This is a genomic window from Thermogemmatispora aurantia (assembly GCF_008974285.1).
In the GTDB taxonomy this organism is placed as follows: Bacteria; Chloroflexota; Ktedonobacteria; order Ktedonobacterales; family Ktedonobacteraceae; genus Thermogemmatispora; species Thermogemmatispora aurantia.
In genome coordinates, this window is record NZ_BKZV01000001.1 from 11,645 (window position 1) to 29,747 (window position 18,103).

Here is an 18,103-nt window from a genome sequence, read left to right on the forward strand (position 1 = left end):
GGCAGGAAGGTTGCTGCTGACTGCATTTGCTCTGGTTGGCCTGCTGCTGTTGAGCGCCTGCGGTTCAAACAGCCCTAGCGTGCTGGCCAGTGGACCCAGGACTGTGCCCACACCATCCATCTCTCCAACGCTGCAAAATGAGGGGAAGATGGCTCTGGAAACCTTCCAGCAATGGATTGACCTGATGCAGCAAAATGGTGGAGAGGTGACAACCTATCAGCAGCAGTACCAGAGTGACCAGCAGGCTCTGCAACAGGCCCAGACAGCCAGCGCCTATAGCCGGGCGTTGACTACCTTAAAGGAGCATATCAGCGCTATTCAGATTCCGGCGATGAAGGCTGAGAGCACCCATCTCCAGCAGCAGCTGGCTCAGGAGGTCAGTGCCTGGGGGAAAGAGCATACCTATCATGATAGCTACAATAATCAGACCTACCCGCTGGGCTATGAATACGGTCCTCAAGGCATTGGCGGTAGTGATTGGCTCGGTGAAGAGCTGAGTCAGGCTCAGACTTTGGCCGACTACCAGCAGGTGGTTGAGGACCTACAGATGTGGTTGACAAATTTCGAGGCGATGAAGGCTAACTTTAGCGATAAGACACCCTATAACCAACCTCATCAAACCGATCTGGAGCTGATGCGTCACTATGGCTATATGGATGAGCGGGTAGTGGTGGTCTCACTGAGCGAGCAGGCCCTGCGGGCTTACGACCACGGCAAGCTGGTCAAAGCCTTCCTGGTAACTACCGGCCAGCCCGACCTGCCGACACCTCCTGGCACCTGGTGGATTGAAGGCAAGCAGCATCCAACCGTTTTCAAATCAAGCGAGCCCAAGGGTTCACCCTACTGGTATCCCGATACGCCGATCAACTACGCTATGCAATATCATAGCAATGGGTACTTCCTGCATGACGCCTGGTGGCGCGCCGACTTTGGCCCGGGCACTAATTTCCCCCACCAGGACCCAACCGGCGACCCCTTCGCGGGCCAAGGCTCGCATGGCTGTGTCAATATGTCCACCGATAATGCCGCCTGGCTCTATAACTTTGTGAGCCTGTATACGCCTGTGCTGATCTACTAGCCTGTCCTTCCCCTCCTCCGCCGCTATCTCTGGTCGTCAGGCGTCAATAAGTAGGGCCTGCCAGGGAAGCGGACTGGCAGAGAGCGGCATGGCAGCGGGTAGGGACCAAATCGGGACCAGATCAGCAGATGCCTATCAGGATAGCTGGCAACCAATGGCTCACAGCAGAGCGAGAGAGAAGAAACGAGGCCACTCATGGTCTCAGCATGGAGACCCCGGCCTCCTCGCCTCTTCTCTCTCGCTTTGTGCTGGGAGAGCGGCCTGTCCGTGGCCAGCCAGGCTGAGTGGAGCAGAACTGGCTGGCTAACGCGGTGTCACCACGGCGCTGAAATCGTTGTTGGCTCGCCACATGGCAGTGAACATGTTGTAGGTCATACGCGTGAAGTTGGCCGGAGAGGAGTCGACTGTATAGACATACTGGCTATCTCCACCGCGGACGACAAAGATATGGCCGCCGGGGAAATAGTAGCTGTCGCGGATGCTGACGATGACAGGCGTGCCACTGTTAGCAATGGAAATGATATCCTGTAGAGTGCGCGTATGACTCAGGCTCGCATTGAAGTTGAAATAGTTGGCCGTCATAGCGATCCCCTCCTCCCTGAGCAAGCCCAGCTGCACATCCCAGACACCGAGCTGTAGCTCGACCTGCAGCACGTCGGCGGCAATGAGATGGCGCCCATAGGCGTTCATCACCTCCTCTAGAGCAATCCCTGAGCAGGAGGAGTAAGACCAGACCTGCCACTGGTAGTCAGTGTAGTACTGGCTGCGCGAGGCCGAGTCGACGCGGACGATGCGCGCACTGGCTGTGTCGGGTAGAGGATGGGGCGCAGTCTGCAGGTCCATTGTTGAGGATGCAGAGAAGAAGCTGAATGTAGCGGTCAGACTGCGGAAAGTGTCGCGCACAATCCCTCCCTGGCTTGCCAGGGCGAGGCCCAGCATGAGCAGGAGGCCCAGGGAAACCAACATGCGCCAGCGGCGATACCATGAAGGAGGGAGGACAAAGCCCGGCAGCGGCTGAGCCTTTTCGAGGGAGACCAACGCCCCCTCCTGCGCGGGCAGGACGACGCTGACTTGCTGCTCTTCACAGGCGACGACCAACGAGCGACCGCCAGTCGCCGCTGCTCGCCTGGAGCGCCGATACAGATGCAGCGCCCACAATCCCAGACCGACCAGCAGTAAGATTAGGCAGCCAGCCACCAGCGCCATCACTATTGAAGAGAGCATAGAGCAACCTCACGCTGCACAAAGAATGAGGCTTAATCTTGAAATTAGTATAGCTCAGCGAGAGACGATGAGGCGACTCTTCTAGGAAAAACAGCCCGATCGTGCTAGTGTCTTTTGTGGTCGGCTTCCCTTCTCTGCCGTTATTGGCTATACCTGACCACACTGGCCATCGCTACGACTAGCGACCTGGCCCCGCTCCTCCCCAGGTTGGTAGATGAGCAGGGCCAGGACAAAAGCAGCTACGGGTGTAGCCCGGGCTAGCGCTTCCTTCCTACTCGGGCGTGGGAAAGCTGCGCCCTTCCATCTGTTCGAAGGCCTGGCGCAGGGCCGGCGGCAGTGGATGCGGTCGCCCAGTCCGATAATCGCACCAGACCATCACGGAGCGGCCCGTGGCGAAAACGCGCTCGTGGTTGTGGGCATCGCGAATTTGGTGCTCCATAATAAAGCTGGTGCGCCCAACGTGGGAGACTCGCACACCCACCTCAGCACGGTCTGAGCGGATCAGTGGCAGTTCATAGGTACAGCTGACTTCCTTGACCAGCAGGCCATAGCGCGTTGCACGCGGCCCCGTCTGGATGCGCGGATTCTCAGCGCTCTGCCTCTCCTGGAGAGCCTCCTCTCCCGGCCCCTCCTTGAGCCAGCGCTCCAGGAGGCTCAGATAATAGCTGCGCGCTTCCTCAAAATACGTAAAGTAGACAGCGTTATTGACGTGGGCAAGTGGATCAAGATCGCGAAATCTGATCTGCAGGGGATACCAGCAGGGAAAACGTTCACTCATTGGGCTCCTGTCACTGGTCCTTTCGTCGCTAGATAGGGATCTCTTGAACAGGGGTTGTACGCTCTTAAAAGCATAACGAAAAGGCGCTTCTCGAAACAAGAGCGCCTCGGTAAGTGAGTCTATCCACGCTCACTGACTGCCCTGCCTCCTCTGCTTGCAAAGCCTACACCGCTCACAGTAAGCACCAGCAGAGAAGCTGGCCTGCCCGGAGACGGGACTGGTCGTTCTTGCCATCATGCGGTATGCTACAGGCAGAAGCAGGCATTCCCGTTCTCTCAGCAAGAAGCCCAGCGGGGCTTGAAACCATTGGGGACTGAACATCATGGATACAATACAGGATGAAGTCCGGCTACGAGAAACCATTAATGAATTTCTTGCTCGCTATGATACGTTGGCAATTGCTACTGAGGACCAAGGTCAGCCTTACGTGACACGCGTTTTCTATGCAGAGGAACCGCTCAGTGATGAGCACAAGACACTGACACTTTATTGCACGTTCATTCTGACGTCGCGCAAGTTGGCGAATCTGCAGAGCAATCCGCGCGTGGGTATCTTTATTGGGCCAGGAGAGCCAACTGCCTGGCTGGAGGCGACGGCAGAGGCCCGCCTGATCAACGACGAGCAGGCCAGTGCCGCGGTTCGCAAGCGGCTCATCCAGAAATCGCCCGCGGCAGCCTCTTTCATTGCCAGGCTTCCAGTCCAGGCCATTGCGTTAGAGGTGCGCTGGCTGCGCATCACCGACCTGACAGAGCTGCCTCGCCAGACTGAGGCGACTTTTCCGCTGCAATCGCGATCAGCGGGACCAACAACTTACTAATTCTTTCGGCATCCAGCCCTCCTCAGAGACCGGCGGCGGCGGCACGCCAGATCATCGTGCCCGCGAGTAGCCAGCCATCAGTCCGTTTGCTCAGCGAGGGGACGGAAGAACCTGGGGCAGCACAAGCGCGCCGCAGGCCCCCTCGCAGTGTTCTGCCTGATTAGCCAACTCGGGGCATAGCAACCAAGCTGCTTTGTCAGTGGACAACGCTATAACCGATCTCGTCGAGCTGTTTTTCAATTTGCTCCAGCGAGATCTGCGCTGGATCATAAGAGAGCTGGATGCTCTTGCCGGTGATGTCGACACTCACCCGCTCGACGCCTTGCAGAGTGCTCAGTGTGCTTTCAATTGTTCGCTGGCAGTGCTCACAGGAAATGTCTGGTGAGATAAGCGTCACCGAGGTGCTCGCAGTGCTCATGCTCTTTCCTCGCCATCCTTTCTTTCTCTTCATTCTTCCGCAGGAGGCAGCTCGCCGGCCTCCCGCGTCTTCAAGTGATTGCCTGCAAGCGTGAAAAGCTGCAGGAGTTCTGCAACAACCGCCTCCTCGCGTCCGCTTTTAATGCCTTCTGGTACGCAGGTATGCAGGTGCCCTTCGAGAATGATGGCTTCTACCTTCTCTAGCGCCCGACGTACGGCATAGCTTTGACGCAGGATGTCGACGCAGTATTTGTCTTCTTCTACCATCTTGGAGATGCCGTCGAGATGACCCTTGATGTAGGAGAGCCGTTTCAATACCTCGCGACGGCGTTCTTCCTGCACAGCGGCTGGCTCCTTTCTGCTGCCCGTATTGCCTGACCTTGGGGACTATCCTCCGTCACTATACCACACCCCCCGGGGAGGGGTCAAGAACGAAGAAGCCGCAATCGCCTCACCCTCCTGATGTGATGGGCAAAAGCCAGCCCGATCGCCCAGCACCATGACCACCCGAGATCGAGAATCTTCCCTATTGACCTTCGATGGTAATGTTTTTCTGTAGGGATAATCGCCGGGCCGGGTCAGGCCCATTCTGGCCGTGCTCGCTGAGCAGCCAGACCAACTCATGTCCAGGGTCTTGAGTTCGAGCGTGTGGATGAAAGAGGAACAATGGCGACTTCACAGCAGCGTCAGCAGGGTGAGTATCTTTCGCAGGAGCGGGCGACGAAAGCGGGAGAAGGGCGGCAGAGACGAGGACCGTATGTTCTTCTGGCTATTGTGCTGATCGCAGTGATTGTGGCCGCCAGCTGGGAGCTATTGAGCAACCGCCGCAGCACGACTGATCCAACAGTGCCGGGGCGCCCACTCTCGAATCCGGAGACGCACCTGCATACGCTGGCCATCGGAGATGATGGGCGCAGTCTCTACCTGGGGACCCATTTCGGTCTCTTCATCAGCCACGACGGGGGAAAGAGCTGGCCTCAGACGCGCGGTGCGCTAGCGCCAGCGATGGTGACCTCGATTGCTCCCGCTCCCGGCGATCCCAATGTGCTCGCGGTGATTGCCGTGCCGAGCGGAATTGGCAGCGAGCAAGCCGGTGTCTATATGAGCCGCGACGGTGGAAGGAGCTGGCGCCTGAGTAACCCGCCTCATCTGCCATCCTCAGCCTATCCTTTTTCAGTGCAAGCAGGCAGTGGACCAGCCGGTCATTTCTATGCCTTCTTCGTCTATGCTGGCTGGTACGAAACAACTGATCTCGGAGCGCACTGGCGCTCGATTACGAGCGGGGCACTCTCAGCGATGCAGACTCCTCTGTTCTTGACTGATCCAGGGCATCCCCATCATCTTTTGCTCGGGGGTGATCAGGGACTCTTCGAAACCACCGACGATGGGAACCACTGGCAGCGCATCCAGGGGATCAACGGTACGGTTCTCAGCCTGACAGCCACGCAGACCCGCCCACGTTTGATCTTCTGCGCCACCGATGAGGGTCTTTATCGCTGGCAAGATGGCAGTAAACAGATCATTCACCTGAGTGGTCCTACTCCGAATGCTTCCCTGACGCGCCTGGTCAGCTCAGCCAACGGTCAAGCTCTGTATGCCCTGGCTGGCCGCGACCTGTGGTTCTCCGCCGATCAGGGCACAAGCTGGCAGAAACGCTTTACTTTCTCGCGCGGCGACCTGATGACACTGCAGCTTTCGCCAGTGCAGTCTACACTGCTCTATGCCGCCTTTTTCTATCCCGCCAGCGTGCTTTTCAGCCAGGACGGAGGTCGCTCCTGGCAGGTGTTGACCGATTGATTAACCTTCCCTGGAGACCTGCCCCTTTCCTTCCTGCTCCTGATCGCCTGGCAGCTCACTTCTTCCTCCGCTGGTCTAGCCCCTTCGGGCAAACACCTTACGGTGTCCACCAGGGAGAATAGGGATTCTTCCTAATGGACAGCAGGTAAGCTGCTTCTTATGCTAGGATCAGAGGTTTTCTGGCCCAAGCTGCTCTTCCCCTAGAAAGAGGGAGGGCCGCACTTGAGCCAGAGCCGGAGCCACTTGCGGAGATGAAAAAGTGAGGAGACCGATGATGCTGTACTCTCAGTGGCGACTCACGCGCCCAGTGCAGTTGGGCTGTGCGCTGCTTGTGGGCGCGTTGTTGCTCTTTGTCATTGGGGTCAGTCCTGTTTCGGCCCATGCTAAGGTCATCGATGCCAATCCCAAAATTGGCTCTACGATTAGCCAGGTACCATCGACCGTGACAGTCTTCACCGCCGAGAATATGAACCCCGATCCCAGCAAAAGCAATCTTTTCGTTTACGGGCCAGACGGGGAACTGATTAGCCAGGGGAACGCCACGATCCCTTTAAACAATCCAAGAGAGATGTCGGTGCGCATCAAGCCGGACGGTAATGGGGTCTACATCGTGCGCTGGATCACTGTGTCAGCGGAGGACGGTGATGCAGATGAGGGGGCTTTTATCTTCACGGTAAAGCCCGCTGGGGCAAACAGCGCGAGCACGACACCAGCCCCCACCCCCACTGCCAGCGCTGCCAGTTCCTCAACCGCCTCGACCTCGGGTGGGACGAGTAATCTGCCGCTGTGGGTGAGTGTGGCAGGCATTGCCGGCCTGCTAGTTGGTGGCGGCGCCGGCCTCGGTCTGGGTCGCAGCCTCGCCCGTCCGTCCGCCAGATCTTCTAGCCTGGCACAGATGCGGCGCGAGATCGCGCGTGAAGAGGAGAAGGATACCACGCCGAGAGGGTGAGCACTGATGCGTGTGCGCCCGATTTTTTGGCTGCTGCTGGTCGTTTCTTGCCTGGCGGCCCTGACGCTGGCAGCGCTCTGGCCTGTTCAGGTTCCTGCTGTGCTCCAGGTGCACGTAGCGGAACAGGCGCCGCTGCGCGTGGGGATAGCGCGCTTGCAGCTGCAGCTCACTGATCCCCAGGGAATCCCTATCGAGCAGGCCCAGGTCAGTTCCTCAGCCTGGATGCCAGATATGGCTATGGGGCCGACACCGATCCATATCCAGCAGGAGGGGCACGGCAGCTATAGCGTGCTGGTCTTTTTCTCAATGCCAGGCGCCTGGGCCATCAAAATAGAGGCACGCGCCAGAGGCTTTACGCCGCAGCAGCAGATCCTCCATCTCGAAATAGCCTGAGCTAAAGGAGAGCAGGCACCAGGGTCGCGCTGCGACGAGACGTCGCAGGTGAGGCCATCAGGCTGCCGGTGCCGGTAAGGGAAGAATGGCCTCAACACGCGTCCCTTGACCCGGGCGCGCATCAATAGACAGCCTACCGCCGAGGAGAGCAGCGCGCTCCCGCATACTCACCAGGCCCAGTCCGTTGCTGCGCAGCCCTGGATCATACCCTGAGCCATCATCTTGAATACAGAGATGAATAGCGGCAGGGGCCAGCCAGAGTGAGAGCTGCGCCCGGCTGGCGCGCGCGTGACGAGCCACGTTGGTGAGTGCCTCCTGGGCAATCCGAAAGAGAGTGGTCTCATAGAGGGGAGGCAAGCACTGCCAGAGCGGCTGCTCTTCTATGGTCAGTTCAACTGGAAGGCAAAAACGCTGACGGCTATCCTCAGCCAGCCAGCGCAAGGCCGCAACCAGCCCCAGATCATCGAGCACGGGCGGGCGCAGTCGCTGTGAGAGCTGACGGATTGCATCGAGCGTGCGCTGGGCCAGCTCGCTCAATTGCTGACAGTTTGTAACAAGCTGTTGGCGCGTCTCGCCAGCGATGACTCTATCAGGCAGGCTCTCTACGGTGCGCATGAGGATTTCGCAGTAGACCAGGACAGCGGTTAGATTCTGGCCGCTTTCGTCATGCAGTTCGCGCGAAACACGCCGCAACTCTTCTTCTCTGGCTTGCAAAATGAGCGCCGATTGCTGATGGCGCAGCTCCTCCAGCCGGTCCAGCATCGCATTGAAGGCTGCAGCGAGCTGCCCCACTTCGGAATCCGTAGCAGCCGGCTCGGCCCGAGCTTCGGTCTGGCCTGCACTGATGCGGCGAATGACTTCTAGCAGGCGAAAGAGCGGTCTGAAGCTGGCTCGTAACAGGAAGGCATTGATGGCGATGCTGAGTAAAGTAGCCGCTACCAGAAAGGCCGTATCGATCAGAAAATGATGGGCTTCCAGAGCATGACTGGTTACCCAGAGAGCCGCTATCGCTTCCGCCAACAGTAGCAGGCTATTCGTGAGGATGACTTTCTCAAAGAGAGAGAGCCGCCAGCGCCGCAGCCATTCCCAGATGATCCGCATCGTCATTCTCTTTCTGGCATGCTCTATGAGTGAGATAAGATAATCATGCAGAGAGATGTGAGCAGCCCGACTCACTCAGGCTGGCAATGGTTCCCCCTGGCAGATTACACTACCTAATTAATTAATATAGAACACCGAGAGACCACCGACCAGGAGGAGGGCAAGGAGGGAGAGAACTATGATGGATGAGCAACCGGGCAACACTGGTCCTACGGCTGAGCGCACGATTAGTCTGGTGCTGGCCGACGATCACGATATTTTGCGCCAGGGACTTAAGCTTCTACTAACGCTTCAGCCGGAGATTCGTATTGTTGGGGAGGCCAAGACTGGCACCGGGGCAGTGGAGATGGCGCGCCAACTGCGACCGGATATTGTGGTAATGGATATCACGATGCCAGAAATGGATGGCTTAGAAGCGTGCCGCCGCATCCGCGCTGAACAGCCCGAGACACAGGTCTTGATTCTGACCATGCATGATAGCGAGGAATACTTTTTGCAGGCGTTACGAGTCGGAGCCAGCGGCTATCTGGTCAAGAAGGCGGCGCCAGCAGAGCTGCAGAGCGCGGTCCGCGCTCTGGCCGAGAACGGGGCTTTCCTCTACCCTGGCCTGGCTCGCTCGCTGATCCGCGTCTACCTGGAACACTACACGGTACAGCAAGAGCGCCAGGCTCAGGAAAGCGACCAGCCCGCTCACGAGTCGCAGCATGGTGCAGAGGCGGAGAAGCTGGCCGATGAGCTGCGTGTGCTCAGTCCGCGCGAGCTGGAGGTCTTGACTCTGGTCGCCGAGGGCTACACCAGCCAGGAGATCGCCAACCGGCTCGTCCTGAGCGTCAAAACCGTGCAGGCTCACCGTGCCAATATTATGGAGAAGCTTGGACTGCACGATATCCCACACCTGGTACGCTTCGCCATCCGCCACGGTCTGATTTCTCCCGACGATGGCCCGCCCGGCCCACGCCCTCGCTTTTAACCAGCCAGCCATTCAGGATTAGGAAGCAGCCGCCGTCTCGCCTGCCAGATCCATCAGCAGGCGGGCAATGAGAGCCGTCCAGCCGGTCTGATGGCTGGCACCCAGGCCGCGCCCTGTCTCTCCATCGAAGTATTCGTAAAAGAGGATCAGATCACGCCAATATGGGTCGCTCAGAAAGCGCTGCTGCTCTCCACACCAGGCAACCTTGCCTTGCTCGTCGGGCAGGAAAAGACGGCAAAGACGCCTCGTCAGCTCCTGAGCTACTTGCGCCAGCGTCAGCTGTTTTCCTGAGCCAGTGGGGCACTCGACCAGAAGGCTCGTCCCATAGAAGCGATGATAGCGCTCCAGGGCTTCGATCAGCAGATAGTTGAGCGGGAACCAGATAGGACCGCGCCAGTTGGAGTTACCGCCAAAGAGGCCGCTGCGCGATTCTGCCGGCTCGTAGTCAATGCTGAGCCGTTGACCGTCGAGCACGATGGTGTAGGGGTGGTCACGGTAGTAGCGCGAGAGCGAGCGAACGCCATAGGGAGAGAGAAACTCGTCTTCATCCAGAAGATAGCGCAGGACACGCAGCAGGCGCTCGCGCGAAGGGATGGCCAGGAGCCGATGCGTTTCAGAGTGCTGACCACCTCCCTGCAGATAGGAGATGTGGCGGGCGAGATCGGGCCGATTCTCCAGAAACCAGCGCAGGCGCTTTGTGAAGCCGGGCAGGGCTGTGAGCCGCTCGTCATCCAGGATGTCGACTGCCAACAGGGGAATGATGCCGACCGCCGAGCGCACCCGCAGGGGGAAGCTGCGCCCATCGATGAGGAGCTGATCATAGTAGAAGCCATCTGCTTCATCCCACATCCCATTTCCGCCCAGGGCGTTCATGGCATCCACAATGGCAATGAAGTGCTCGAAAAACTTGGAGGCAACATCCTCGTAGGTGTGGTCCTCATGGGCCAGCTCTAGAGCAATAGCCAGCATCGTCAGGCAGTAGAAGGCCATCCAGGCAGTGCCATCGGCCTGCTCAAGTTGCTCGCCTCCGGGGAGGGGACGCGAACGGTCAAAGAGACCAATGTTGTCCAGCCCCAAGAAGCCGCCACTAAAGAGATGCCTGCCGGCCACATCTTTGCGGTTGACCCACCAGGTGAAATTGATAAGTAGCTTGTGAAAGGTGCGGGCCAGAAACTGGAGGTCACGGGAGCCGCGCGCTGCAGTCATCTTGTAGACTCTCCAGCAAGCCCAGGCATGAACCGGCGGATTGGCGTCTGAGAAGGCGAACTCATAGGCCGGAAGCTGCCCATTGGGATGCATGTACCATTCGCGCAAGAGCAGGATTAGCTGCTGCTTGGCGAAGTCGGGGTCAAGGCTGGCAAAGGCGACAGCGTGAAATGCCAGATCCCAGGCAGCATACCAGGGATATTCCCATTTGTCAGGTACAGAGAGAATATCACGATTGAAGAGATGCTTCCAGTCGTGATTGCGCCCACAGAGGCGAGAAGAAGGTGGTGGAGGCTGCGTCGGATCGCCCTTGAGCCAGGTGGCTACGTCATAGTTGTAGAACTGACGATTCCAGAGGAGGCCGGCGTTGGCCTGGCGAATCACACGCTGCGCCTGCTCCGGAAGCGCAGACGGAATGCGCGCCGCATAGAAGGCATCAGCCTCTTGCCGACGCTGGACGAAGAGGGCCGAGAAGCGTTCCCCGAAAGGGGCAGAGGGCGTCTCGCTCTCAGCGAAGAGGCGCAGATGCAGCTTGCACTCCTGAGCGGTGGGCAACGTGAGCACATAGTAAAAGGCGGCCTTCGTTCCCTCCTGGGCTGGATTGACCGCTTCCTGACGTCCCTCGACCACATAGGCGTGGAAGGCATCCTTGACATAAGGAGTGGCATTGCTCACCCCAAAGAGGCGCAGGAAATTGGTTTCGTTCTCTGTGAAGAGCAGCCGCGGCGCCGGCAGGTCCGAGCGTTGCTCGGCCAGCAGCCAGAAACGGCCCAGTGAGGCATGTTCGGCCAGTAGGGCCTGTCCGTTGGGGGTACTCAGACGTGGTTTTGTCCAGTAATCTTCACCATGCTGGCCCCAAATCCAGGTGTTGCGAAACCAGAGCGTGGGCAGGAGATGCAGTGTGGCCGTTTCGGGGCCACGGTTAGCCACAGTCAGGCGGATCAAGATATCATTCGGGGAGGCTTTGGCGTATTCGACCGTGAGGTCGAAGTAGCGATCCTCGTCGAAGACACCTGTATCAAGTAGCTCGTACTCTGGCTCAGTCCGCGAGCGTCGGCGATTTTCTTCGACGAGGCGCGCGTAGGGATAGGCCCGCTGCGGATATTTATAGAGGGCGCGCAGGTAGGCCGAGCTGGGCACAGCGTCGAGGTAGAAATAGTATTCTTTGACATCTTCGCCATGATTGCCTTCGGCATTGGTCAGCCCAAAGAGCCGTTCCTTGAGAATCGGGTCCTGGCCGTTCCACAGGGCCACAGCAAAGCAGAGCCGGCACTCACGATCACAGATGCCAAGCAATCCATCCTCGCCCCAGCGATAGACGCGGCTACGTGCGTGATCGTGGGGAAAATAGTCCCAGCAGTTTCCATCGGGGGAATAGTCTTCGCGCACCGTCCCCCATTGGCGTTCGGCCAGATAGGGACCCCAGCGCTCCCAATTGCGTTCATGGCTCATGGCCTCACGTAAACGTACCTCTTCCGCCTGAGCAGACGTCTCCTCGTCCATGCAGAGATGACTCCTTCCGTTTTTCGATCTCGCATTGCCAGCCCGTCTGGTCTGGCCGGTGATGGGCCTGCCTAGACCCCAGACTGGCCGTCTGTTTATAGAACGGCTGACAGCTCTCTATCGCAGCAAAGCGCTCCTCGCCGGTCCACTGGCATGGGGGGAAAAGGTCAGCGTCCATTCGCTGCTTAGCCACTTCCACCTCATCAAGTCTTCTGTGCATTGCTGCGAGTCACCTGGCCTGCGCCTAGGCCGAGCCACAGGAGAGATGATACACTAATACTACAAACACGTAGACAGGCTGGAGGCATGCATGTCCAGAGTATTCGCGCCGCGTAGTCCGCGCGCTGCCATTGTCGGCGTTGCCGAGTCCGACCTGGGCTACACCCCTCATAGGACCGTCCTGCAACTGCAAGCCCAGGCGGCCCGCGCCGCCCTCGAAGATGCTGGTTTTAGCTTTGACGAGGTCGACGCCCTCTTCTGCGCCGGCAATTGGTCCTGGTCTCCCACCCTGACCCTGGCCGAGTATCTCGGCCTCAGACCGCGCTATAGCGACTCTACCAACATCGGCGGTTCTTCGTTCGAGGCTCACATCGAGCACGCTGTGGCAGCCATCGAAGCCGGCCTCATCGAGGTGGCCCTCATCGTCTATGGCAGCACCCAGCGCTCGGATCGTTCCCGCGGGCGGGTCAGTCCGACATACCGTCTCACAGAACAGTTCGAAGGGCCGTTTGGACTACCCACGCCAGTAGGGGCCTATGCCCTGGCCGCCATGCGCCATATGCACCAATTCGGCACGACCAGCGAGCAACTGGCGGAGGTAGCAGTGGCGACACGCAAGTGGGCCATGCTCAACGAGAAGGCCATGATGCGCGATCCCATCACGATCGAGGATGTGCTCACTTCGCGCTGGATCGCCGAACCCCTGCATCTGCTCGATTGCTGTCTCGTCACCGATGGCGGCGGAGCCGTAGTGCTGGCCTCAGCCCAGCGAGCACGCCAGGCCCGCAAGCCTCCGGTCTGGGTACTGGGACACGGAGAAGCCCACACCCATGCCACGATCGCCAACATGCCTGATCTGGCCGTTCATCAGGCAGCCATTGCCTCGGGCCAGACGGCCTTTGCAATGGCCGGTCTGCGGCCCGAAGAGATCGACGTTGTGGAAATTTACGATTCTTTCACCATCACGGTCATCATGACTCTGGAGGCCCTCGGCTTTTGCCCGCTCGGTGAAGGAGGAGCCTTCGTCAGTGGTCAACGCACCGCTCCGGGCGGCCCATTCCCGATGAATACCAATGGTGGTGGCCTCTCCTACTGCCATCCTGGCATGTACGGCATTTTTCTGCTGATCGAGGCCACGCGCCAATTGCGCGGCGAGTGTGGCCCGCGGCAGGTCTCCGGAGCCCGCCTTGCCCTGGCCCACGGCACTGGCGGCGTTCTCTCTTCAGCGGCCACCGTTCTACTTGGCAAAGATTGAAAGAGAGCATGCAGTATGAGCGAGGAAGCAAACTACGCCCTCCCCCAAAGCGATCCCGAGTCAGCTCCTTACTGGGAAGGCATTCAGCAGGGGGAGCTACGCATCCAACGTTGCGCAGCCTGCCAACGCCACGTTTTCTATCCACGCACTCTATGCCCGTACTGTCACAGCGACCAGCTCGCGTGGGTCAGCGCCTCGGGCCGCGGGACCATCTATTCGTATACAGTCGTCCACCGCGCTTTCGGCCCCTTCGCCGCCGAGGCCCCTTTCATCATCGCCATCGTCGAGCTGGAGGAGGGTGTGCGCCTGATGACCCGCCTGATCGATGCGCCGCGCGAGCGCGTGCGCATTGGCGCTGCGGTTCAGGTCAGTTTTGAACAAGTGAGCGGGCGCCCACCACTGCCCTTTTTCCGCCTGGCAGAATAGCTCGCGTGAGCAGTCTGTCCAGCTAGAGGCCAGCATGACCAGCGGGGCGCTCAGGCAGCAAGCGGCTAGAGGCTGCTGCTGTCAATAGCCCCCTGTGGTAGTTGTCGAACCGTTGCAATGTCGCATCCCATAAAGGATGAAGGCCTATGGAGCAGGAGAAACCCATTGCAGCAGAGCGGCTGAAAGCGTTTTTTCACCCGCGCAGCATCGCTGTGGTCGGGGCCAGCGACGAGGCGCGCTGGTCGACCTATCTCGTGCAAAACCTCAAAGCAAGCAACTTCTCTGGCCCACTCTACCTGATCAATCCACGGCGTTCCTCTGTTCACGGTCAGGCCACCCTGCCGACGCTGAGCGCCCTGCCGGAGGCGGCGGACCTAGCCTTTGTCATGGTGCCGACGCCCCAGGTGCTGCCAGTGGTCGCTGAGGGAGCAGCGCGTGGCGTGCGCCATTTTGTGGTACTCACAGCTGGCTTCCGCGAGACCGGCCCCCAGGGAGAAGAGCGAGAGCGGGAGCTGCTGGCCTTTGCCCAGGCCCATGATCTGCTGATCCTGGGACCGAATGGGAACGGCTTCATCAACGCGACCGCTGGCATCACCCCTTATGGATTGCCCATCAATTTTCCCCTGCGCAGCGGGCCAGTGGCCGTGGTGCTCCAGAGTGGAGCGCTGGCCAGCGCCGTACTCGCCTTTGCCCAGGCCCATGCTATCGGCCTGAGTCTTCTGGTCTCGCTGGGTAACGAGGGGATGATCAGCCTTTGCGATGTGCTTGAGTACCTGCTGGCCGACTCGACCACACGAGCCGTGGCGCTCTTCCTCGAAAGCATTCGTCAGCCGGAGACACTGCGCCAGCTCGCAGCCCGGGCACAAGCCCGGCACTGTGCACTGGTCGCGCTCAAAGTTGGTCGAAGCGAGGCAGGTTCACGAGCTGCCGCTGCCCACACAGGGGCTTTGGTCGGAGATGCGGCGGTTAATGCCGCTGCTCTGCGCCAACTGGGCATCATCAGCGTCTCCTCACTGGAGGATCTGCTAACGACCACTGCGCTCGCCGCCTATTACGGTCCGTTACCGGGCCGACGCCTGGGCGCAGTCACACCCTCGGGTGGCGCCTGCGACCTGATCGCCGATCGCGCCCAGGATGAGGGCTTGCTCCTACCCGAGCTAAGCGACAGGACACGCGAGCGACTGCAGGCAGTGCTGCCCCCATTTGCCACTCCCCACAATCCGCTCGATGTGACCGGCTATGTGGTTGTCGATAGCACCCTCCAACAGCAGGCCCTGGCCATCGTGCGCGAAGACCCTCAGCTTGACTTCTTGCTCAACGTGGTGAGCATCGACGGCCTGCGCCGTTCTACCCCCGAGGGACTGCAAGCCCTCTACAATCAGTATGAGCGCCTGGCTGATCTGGTCCATACCTCACCACGCCCCATCCTCCTGGTCTCTAATACCTGTGTCGACCTGCCAGCAGCGCTGCTGCCAATCGTTGAGCGCACCGGCCTCCATATTATTGCTGGCCTCGAACATGGTCTGCGCGCCTTGGGTCGGTTGCTCTGGTGGTCAGAGCAGCTCAGCCAATCACAGCAACCAGAGGCAGAGGAACCACACTCAGAGCCGCTGCTGGCCCTGGATAGGACCGTGCTCACAGCTTCTGGCACAGGCAGCTGGTCAGAGGTTCAAACGCGCGCTCTCCTGGAGCAGGCCGGTATCCCGCTCGTACCAGCCCAACTGACGCACTCTGTCTCCGAAGCCCTGGCCGCCGCTCGTCACTACGGCTTTCCGGTGGCACTGAAGATCCAGTCGCCCGCGATACTGCACAAAAGCGACATCGGCGGCGTTGCTCTGAACCTCAGCAGCGAAGAGGAGGTCACAAGGGCCTTTAACCGACTTCTGACAGCCGCTCGTCAGCATGCGCCCGCGAGCGCGATTGAGGGCATCCTCGTCAGCCCCATGCGCCAGGAGGGACACGAACTGCTGGTCAGTATTCTCGCCGACCAGGTCTGGGGCCTTACCCTGACCATCGGCCTCGGCGGTCTATGGACCGAGGTGCTCCACGATATCACGTTGCGTCCGCTGCCCATCAACCGTCGTGAGATTCGGGCCATGCTCGCAGAGCTACGCGGCTTCCCGCTACTGCGCGGCCTCCGCAACCAACCAGGCGTCAACCTGGAGCGCCTGAGCGCCGTGATCTCTCAGATCGCGCTGCTGGCCCAGGCGCTGGCCCCACACTTGGAAGTGCTGGAGATCAATCCCTTGCTGGTCAACGGCGACCAGGTGGAGGTGCTCGATGCCCTGCTCATCTGGCGCCACTAACGCCACTAAGCACCGGAGAGACCACACCCATGCGCACCTCTATCTGGTTAAGCCCATTTTCTGCCCATGAGGCGGGAGAAAGGAGGAGAGCAAGACCAGTATGGCTGCATCAGCAGAGTTCAAAGAGCAGGTGCGCCGCGCCTTCGCGGCCATCCAGCCCGGGCAGCGCTACGTTTTTCGCCGCACCTTTACAGAAGGGGACATGACACTATTTTGCGGCCTGACAGGGGACTATAATCCGTATCACCTGGACGAAACCTTCGCCCAGGCCAGCTGGTATGGGAGACGTATCCTCCCCGGCCTGCTCACCAGTAGCATGATCACCCACATTGGGGGCCTGCTGGGCTTCGTGGCGACCGAAATGCATTTTCGCTACCTGAAGGCCGTTTATCCAGGAGAGACTATCACCTGCACCGTGACCTTTGTCGAGAAGGATGAAGAGCAGCGCCTCCTCTCAGCAGAGGCCAGCTTTGTGAATCAGGACGGCGTTGAGGTCCTGCAAGCCTGGTTCAAAGGCTTTCCGACCTTCATCCGCCTCCAGGCCGAACCTTCACCCTAGCGACAGGACAGCCTCTTGAACGAGCTGCCCACGGCGCGATAGGCCGCTACTATTGGCTTCTTGTCGCCGGTATAGTGGTATATACAACTATCGAAGTAGACCATAGAGAAGGGCGCGCGGTTACGGTACCGTGGGCTTCTTTAGGGGAGGGAAGGTATATGGTCTAGACAATATACCAAGTAGACAGGCTATGTGGTATACTGTAATCTGTGTTGACCTTGATCGTCGTGGCCCCGAAAGTGAGTTCTGCCGCGAGCGAGGCCCGAACGAGCAACTGAGAGCAGTTTGTGAACAAGCAAACATCTTCTGAATAGGAACAGCCATGAGTACGATCGTAAGAAAAAGTCCATTGCCACGTTACTATCAACTCAAAGAGATCATGAGGGAAAAGATCCGTAGCGGTGAATGGAAGCCGGGGGATCTGATCCCTTCTGAGCGAGAGCTTGGCGAGCAATACGGGATCAGTCGGATGACAGCCCGGCAAGCTATCACCGAGCTAGTGAATGAAGGGCTTTTCTACCGCGAGCAAGGGAAAGGGACCTTTGTCAGCCGGCGCAAGATTACCCAGCAGCTCATCCATCTGACGGGTTTCACCGAAGACATGAAGGCTCGCGGTCAGCAGCCGGGCACGCGGGTTCTCTCTGCTGAAATGCGTCCGGCGGACGAAGCCGTCGCTGAGCGGCTGCGCATCAAGCCCGGGCTGCAGATCTTCCGTCTCCACCGCCTGCGTCTGGCCGATGGGGAGCCACTGGCCATCGAGGTTTCGCATATTAGCTTTATCGGCTGTGAAAAACTTCTCGAAGAGGACCTGGAACACAACTCGCTCTACCGTCTGTTAGAGACCAAATACGGTCTACCTTTGCTCGAAGCTGATCAGGAGCTAGAGGCCGGACTCATCGGCAGCGAGGAAGCCCAATATCTCAAGGTCCCTGTTGGCAGCCCGGCCCTCTTCACGCGCCGAGTTACCTATACCGAGCGCAATCAACCGATCGAGTACGCCTCTTCTGTTTATTGTGGTAATAAGTACGTCTTCTATACTCATATGAAGCGCGAGCAACTGCTCTCGTAGCGTTGCCCAGCACCGAGCCAGGCAGCCGTGATCACA

Annotated in this window: 17 protein-coding genes; 11 read left to right on the plus strand and 6 right to left on the minus strand. The window is 59.2% G+C overall.

Annotated features, from left to right (window positions below):
- The first annotated feature begins 148 nt into the window (after window positions 1-148).
- Complete coding sequence (locus KTAU_RS00045) at window positions 149-1,078, plus strand: L,D-transpeptidase (protein ID WP_170292941.1); 930 nt, start codon at window positions 149-151, stop codon at window positions 1,076-1,078.
- Between the two features lie 303 nt (window positions 1,079-1,381).
- Here the strand turns inward: KTAU_RS00045 and KTAU_RS00050 are convergent, their stop codons facing one another.
- On the minus strand, window positions 1,382-2,302 hold the full coding sequence (locus KTAU_RS00050) for a C39 family peptidase (RefSeq protein ID WP_151726475.1): 921 nt from the start codon (window positions 2,300-2,302) through the stop codon (window positions 1,382-1,384).
- Window positions 2,303-2,573: 271 nt separating this feature from the next.
- Window positions 2,574-3,080: an acyl-CoA thioesterase gene (locus tag KTAU_RS00055; protein ID WP_151726476.1), complete on the minus strand. Its 507-nt coding sequence runs from the start codon at window positions 3,078-3,080 to the stop codon at window positions 2,574-2,576.
- A gap of 322 nt (window positions 3,081-3,402) precedes the next feature.
- Here KTAU_RS00055 and KTAU_RS00060 point away from each other — a divergent pair, with 322 nt between their 5' ends.
- Window positions 3,403-3,897: a pyridoxamine 5'-phosphate oxidase family protein gene (locus tag KTAU_RS00060; protein WP_151726477.1), complete on the plus strand. Its 495-nt coding sequence runs from the start codon at window positions 3,403-3,405 to the stop codon at window positions 3,895-3,897.
- A 196-nt stretch (window positions 3,898-4,093) separates the two neighbouring features.
- Here KTAU_RS00060 and KTAU_RS00065 read toward each other — a convergent pair whose 3' ends face one another.
- Both KTAU_RS00065 and KTAU_RS00070 read right to left on the minus strand, forming a co-directional pair.
- Complete coding sequence (locus KTAU_RS00065; RefSeq protein ID WP_170292942.1) at window positions 4,094-4,315, minus strand: heavy-metal-associated domain-containing protein; 222 nt, start codon at window positions 4,313-4,315, stop codon at window positions 4,094-4,096.
- 29 nt (window positions 4,316-4,344) lie between these two features.
- A complete protein-coding gene (locus KTAU_RS00070; protein WP_151726479.1) occupies window positions 4,345-4,656 on the minus strand; it encodes a metal-sensitive transcriptional regulator in 312 nt (103 codons plus the stop codon).
- A 324-nt stretch (window positions 4,657-4,980) separates the two neighbouring features.
- Between KTAU_RS00070 and KTAU_RS00075 the strand changes: the two genes are divergently transcribed.
- From KTAU_RS00075 to KTAU_RS00085, 3 genes are all read left to right on the plus strand, one after another.
- On the plus strand, window positions 4,981-6,111 hold the full coding sequence (locus tag KTAU_RS00075) for a WD40/YVTN/BNR-like repeat-containing protein (RefSeq protein WP_151726480.1): 1,131 nt from the start codon (window positions 4,981-4,983) through the stop codon (window positions 6,109-6,111).
- A gap of 271 nt (window positions 6,112-6,382) precedes the next feature.
- Window positions 6,383-7,060 (plus strand): copper resistance CopC family protein, encoded by a 678-nt coding sequence (locus KTAU_RS00080; RefSeq protein WP_151726481.1) that lies wholly within the window; start codon window positions 6,383-6,385, stop codon window positions 7,058-7,060.
- Window positions 7,061-7,066: 6 nt separating this feature from the next.
- Window positions 7,067-7,453 carry a FixH family protein gene (locus tag KTAU_RS00085; RefSeq protein ID WP_151726482.1) on the plus strand — a complete coding sequence of 129 codons (387 nt, stop codon included), beginning with the start codon at window positions 7,067-7,069 and terminating at the stop codon, window positions 7,451-7,453.
- 57 nt (window positions 7,454-7,510) lie between these two features.
- Here the strand turns inward: KTAU_RS00085 and KTAU_RS00090 are convergent, their stop codons facing one another.
- Window positions 7,511-8,554: a sensor histidine kinase gene (locus KTAU_RS00090; protein ID WP_170292943.1), complete on the minus strand. Its 1,044-nt coding sequence runs from the start codon at window positions 8,552-8,554 to the stop codon at window positions 7,511-7,513.
- A 178-nt stretch (window positions 8,555-8,732) separates the two neighbouring features.
- On the opposite strand from KTAU_RS00090, the gene KTAU_RS00095 reads away from it, so the two are divergent.
- On the plus strand, window positions 8,733-9,524 hold the full coding sequence (locus KTAU_RS00095) for a response regulator (RefSeq protein ID WP_151726484.1): 792 nt from the start codon (window positions 8,733-8,735) through the stop codon (window positions 9,522-9,524).
- 18 nt (window positions 9,525-9,542) lie between these two features.
- Here KTAU_RS00095 and KTAU_RS00100 read toward each other — a convergent pair whose 3' ends face one another.
- A complete protein-coding gene (locus KTAU_RS00100) occupies window positions 9,543-12,233 on the minus strand; it encodes an MGH1-like glycoside hydrolase domain-containing protein (protein WP_151726485.1) in 2,691 nt (896 codons plus the stop codon).
- 310 nt (window positions 12,234-12,543) lie between these two features.
- On the opposite strand from KTAU_RS00100, the gene KTAU_RS00105 reads away from it, so the two are divergent.
- The 5 genes from KTAU_RS00105 to KTAU_RS00125 all read left to right on the plus strand — a co-directional run bounded on the left by KTAU_RS00105 (window position 12,544) and on the right by KTAU_RS00125 (window position 18,067).
- Window positions 12,544-13,707: an acetyl-CoA acetyltransferase gene (locus KTAU_RS00105; protein WP_151726486.1), complete on the plus strand. Its 1,164-nt coding sequence runs from the start codon at window positions 12,544-12,546 to the stop codon at window positions 13,705-13,707.
- A gap of 15 nt (window positions 13,708-13,722) precedes the next feature.
- Window positions 13,723-14,133 carry a Zn-ribbon domain-containing OB-fold protein gene (locus KTAU_RS00110; RefSeq protein WP_151726487.1) on the plus strand — a complete coding sequence of 137 codons (411 nt, stop codon included), beginning with the start codon at window positions 13,723-13,725 and terminating at the stop codon, window positions 14,131-14,133.
- Between the two features lie 146 nt (window positions 14,134-14,279).
- Window positions 14,280-16,439, plus strand: coding sequence for an acetate--CoA ligase family protein (locus KTAU_RS00115; RefSeq protein WP_151726488.1), 2,160 nt, complete (start codon window positions 14,280-14,282; stop codon window positions 16,437-16,439).
- Window positions 16,440-16,539: 100 nt separating this feature from the next.
- On the plus strand, window positions 16,540-16,998 hold the full coding sequence (locus tag KTAU_RS00120; protein ID WP_151726489.1) for a MaoC family dehydratase: 459 nt from the start codon (window positions 16,540-16,542) through the stop codon (window positions 16,996-16,998).
- A gap of 322 nt (window positions 16,999-17,320) precedes the next feature.
- A complete protein-coding gene (locus tag KTAU_RS00125; protein ID WP_084659202.1) occupies window positions 17,321-18,067 on the plus strand; it encodes a GntR family transcriptional regulator in 747 nt (248 codons plus the stop codon).
- Window positions 18,068-18,103: the final 36 nt, after the last annotated feature.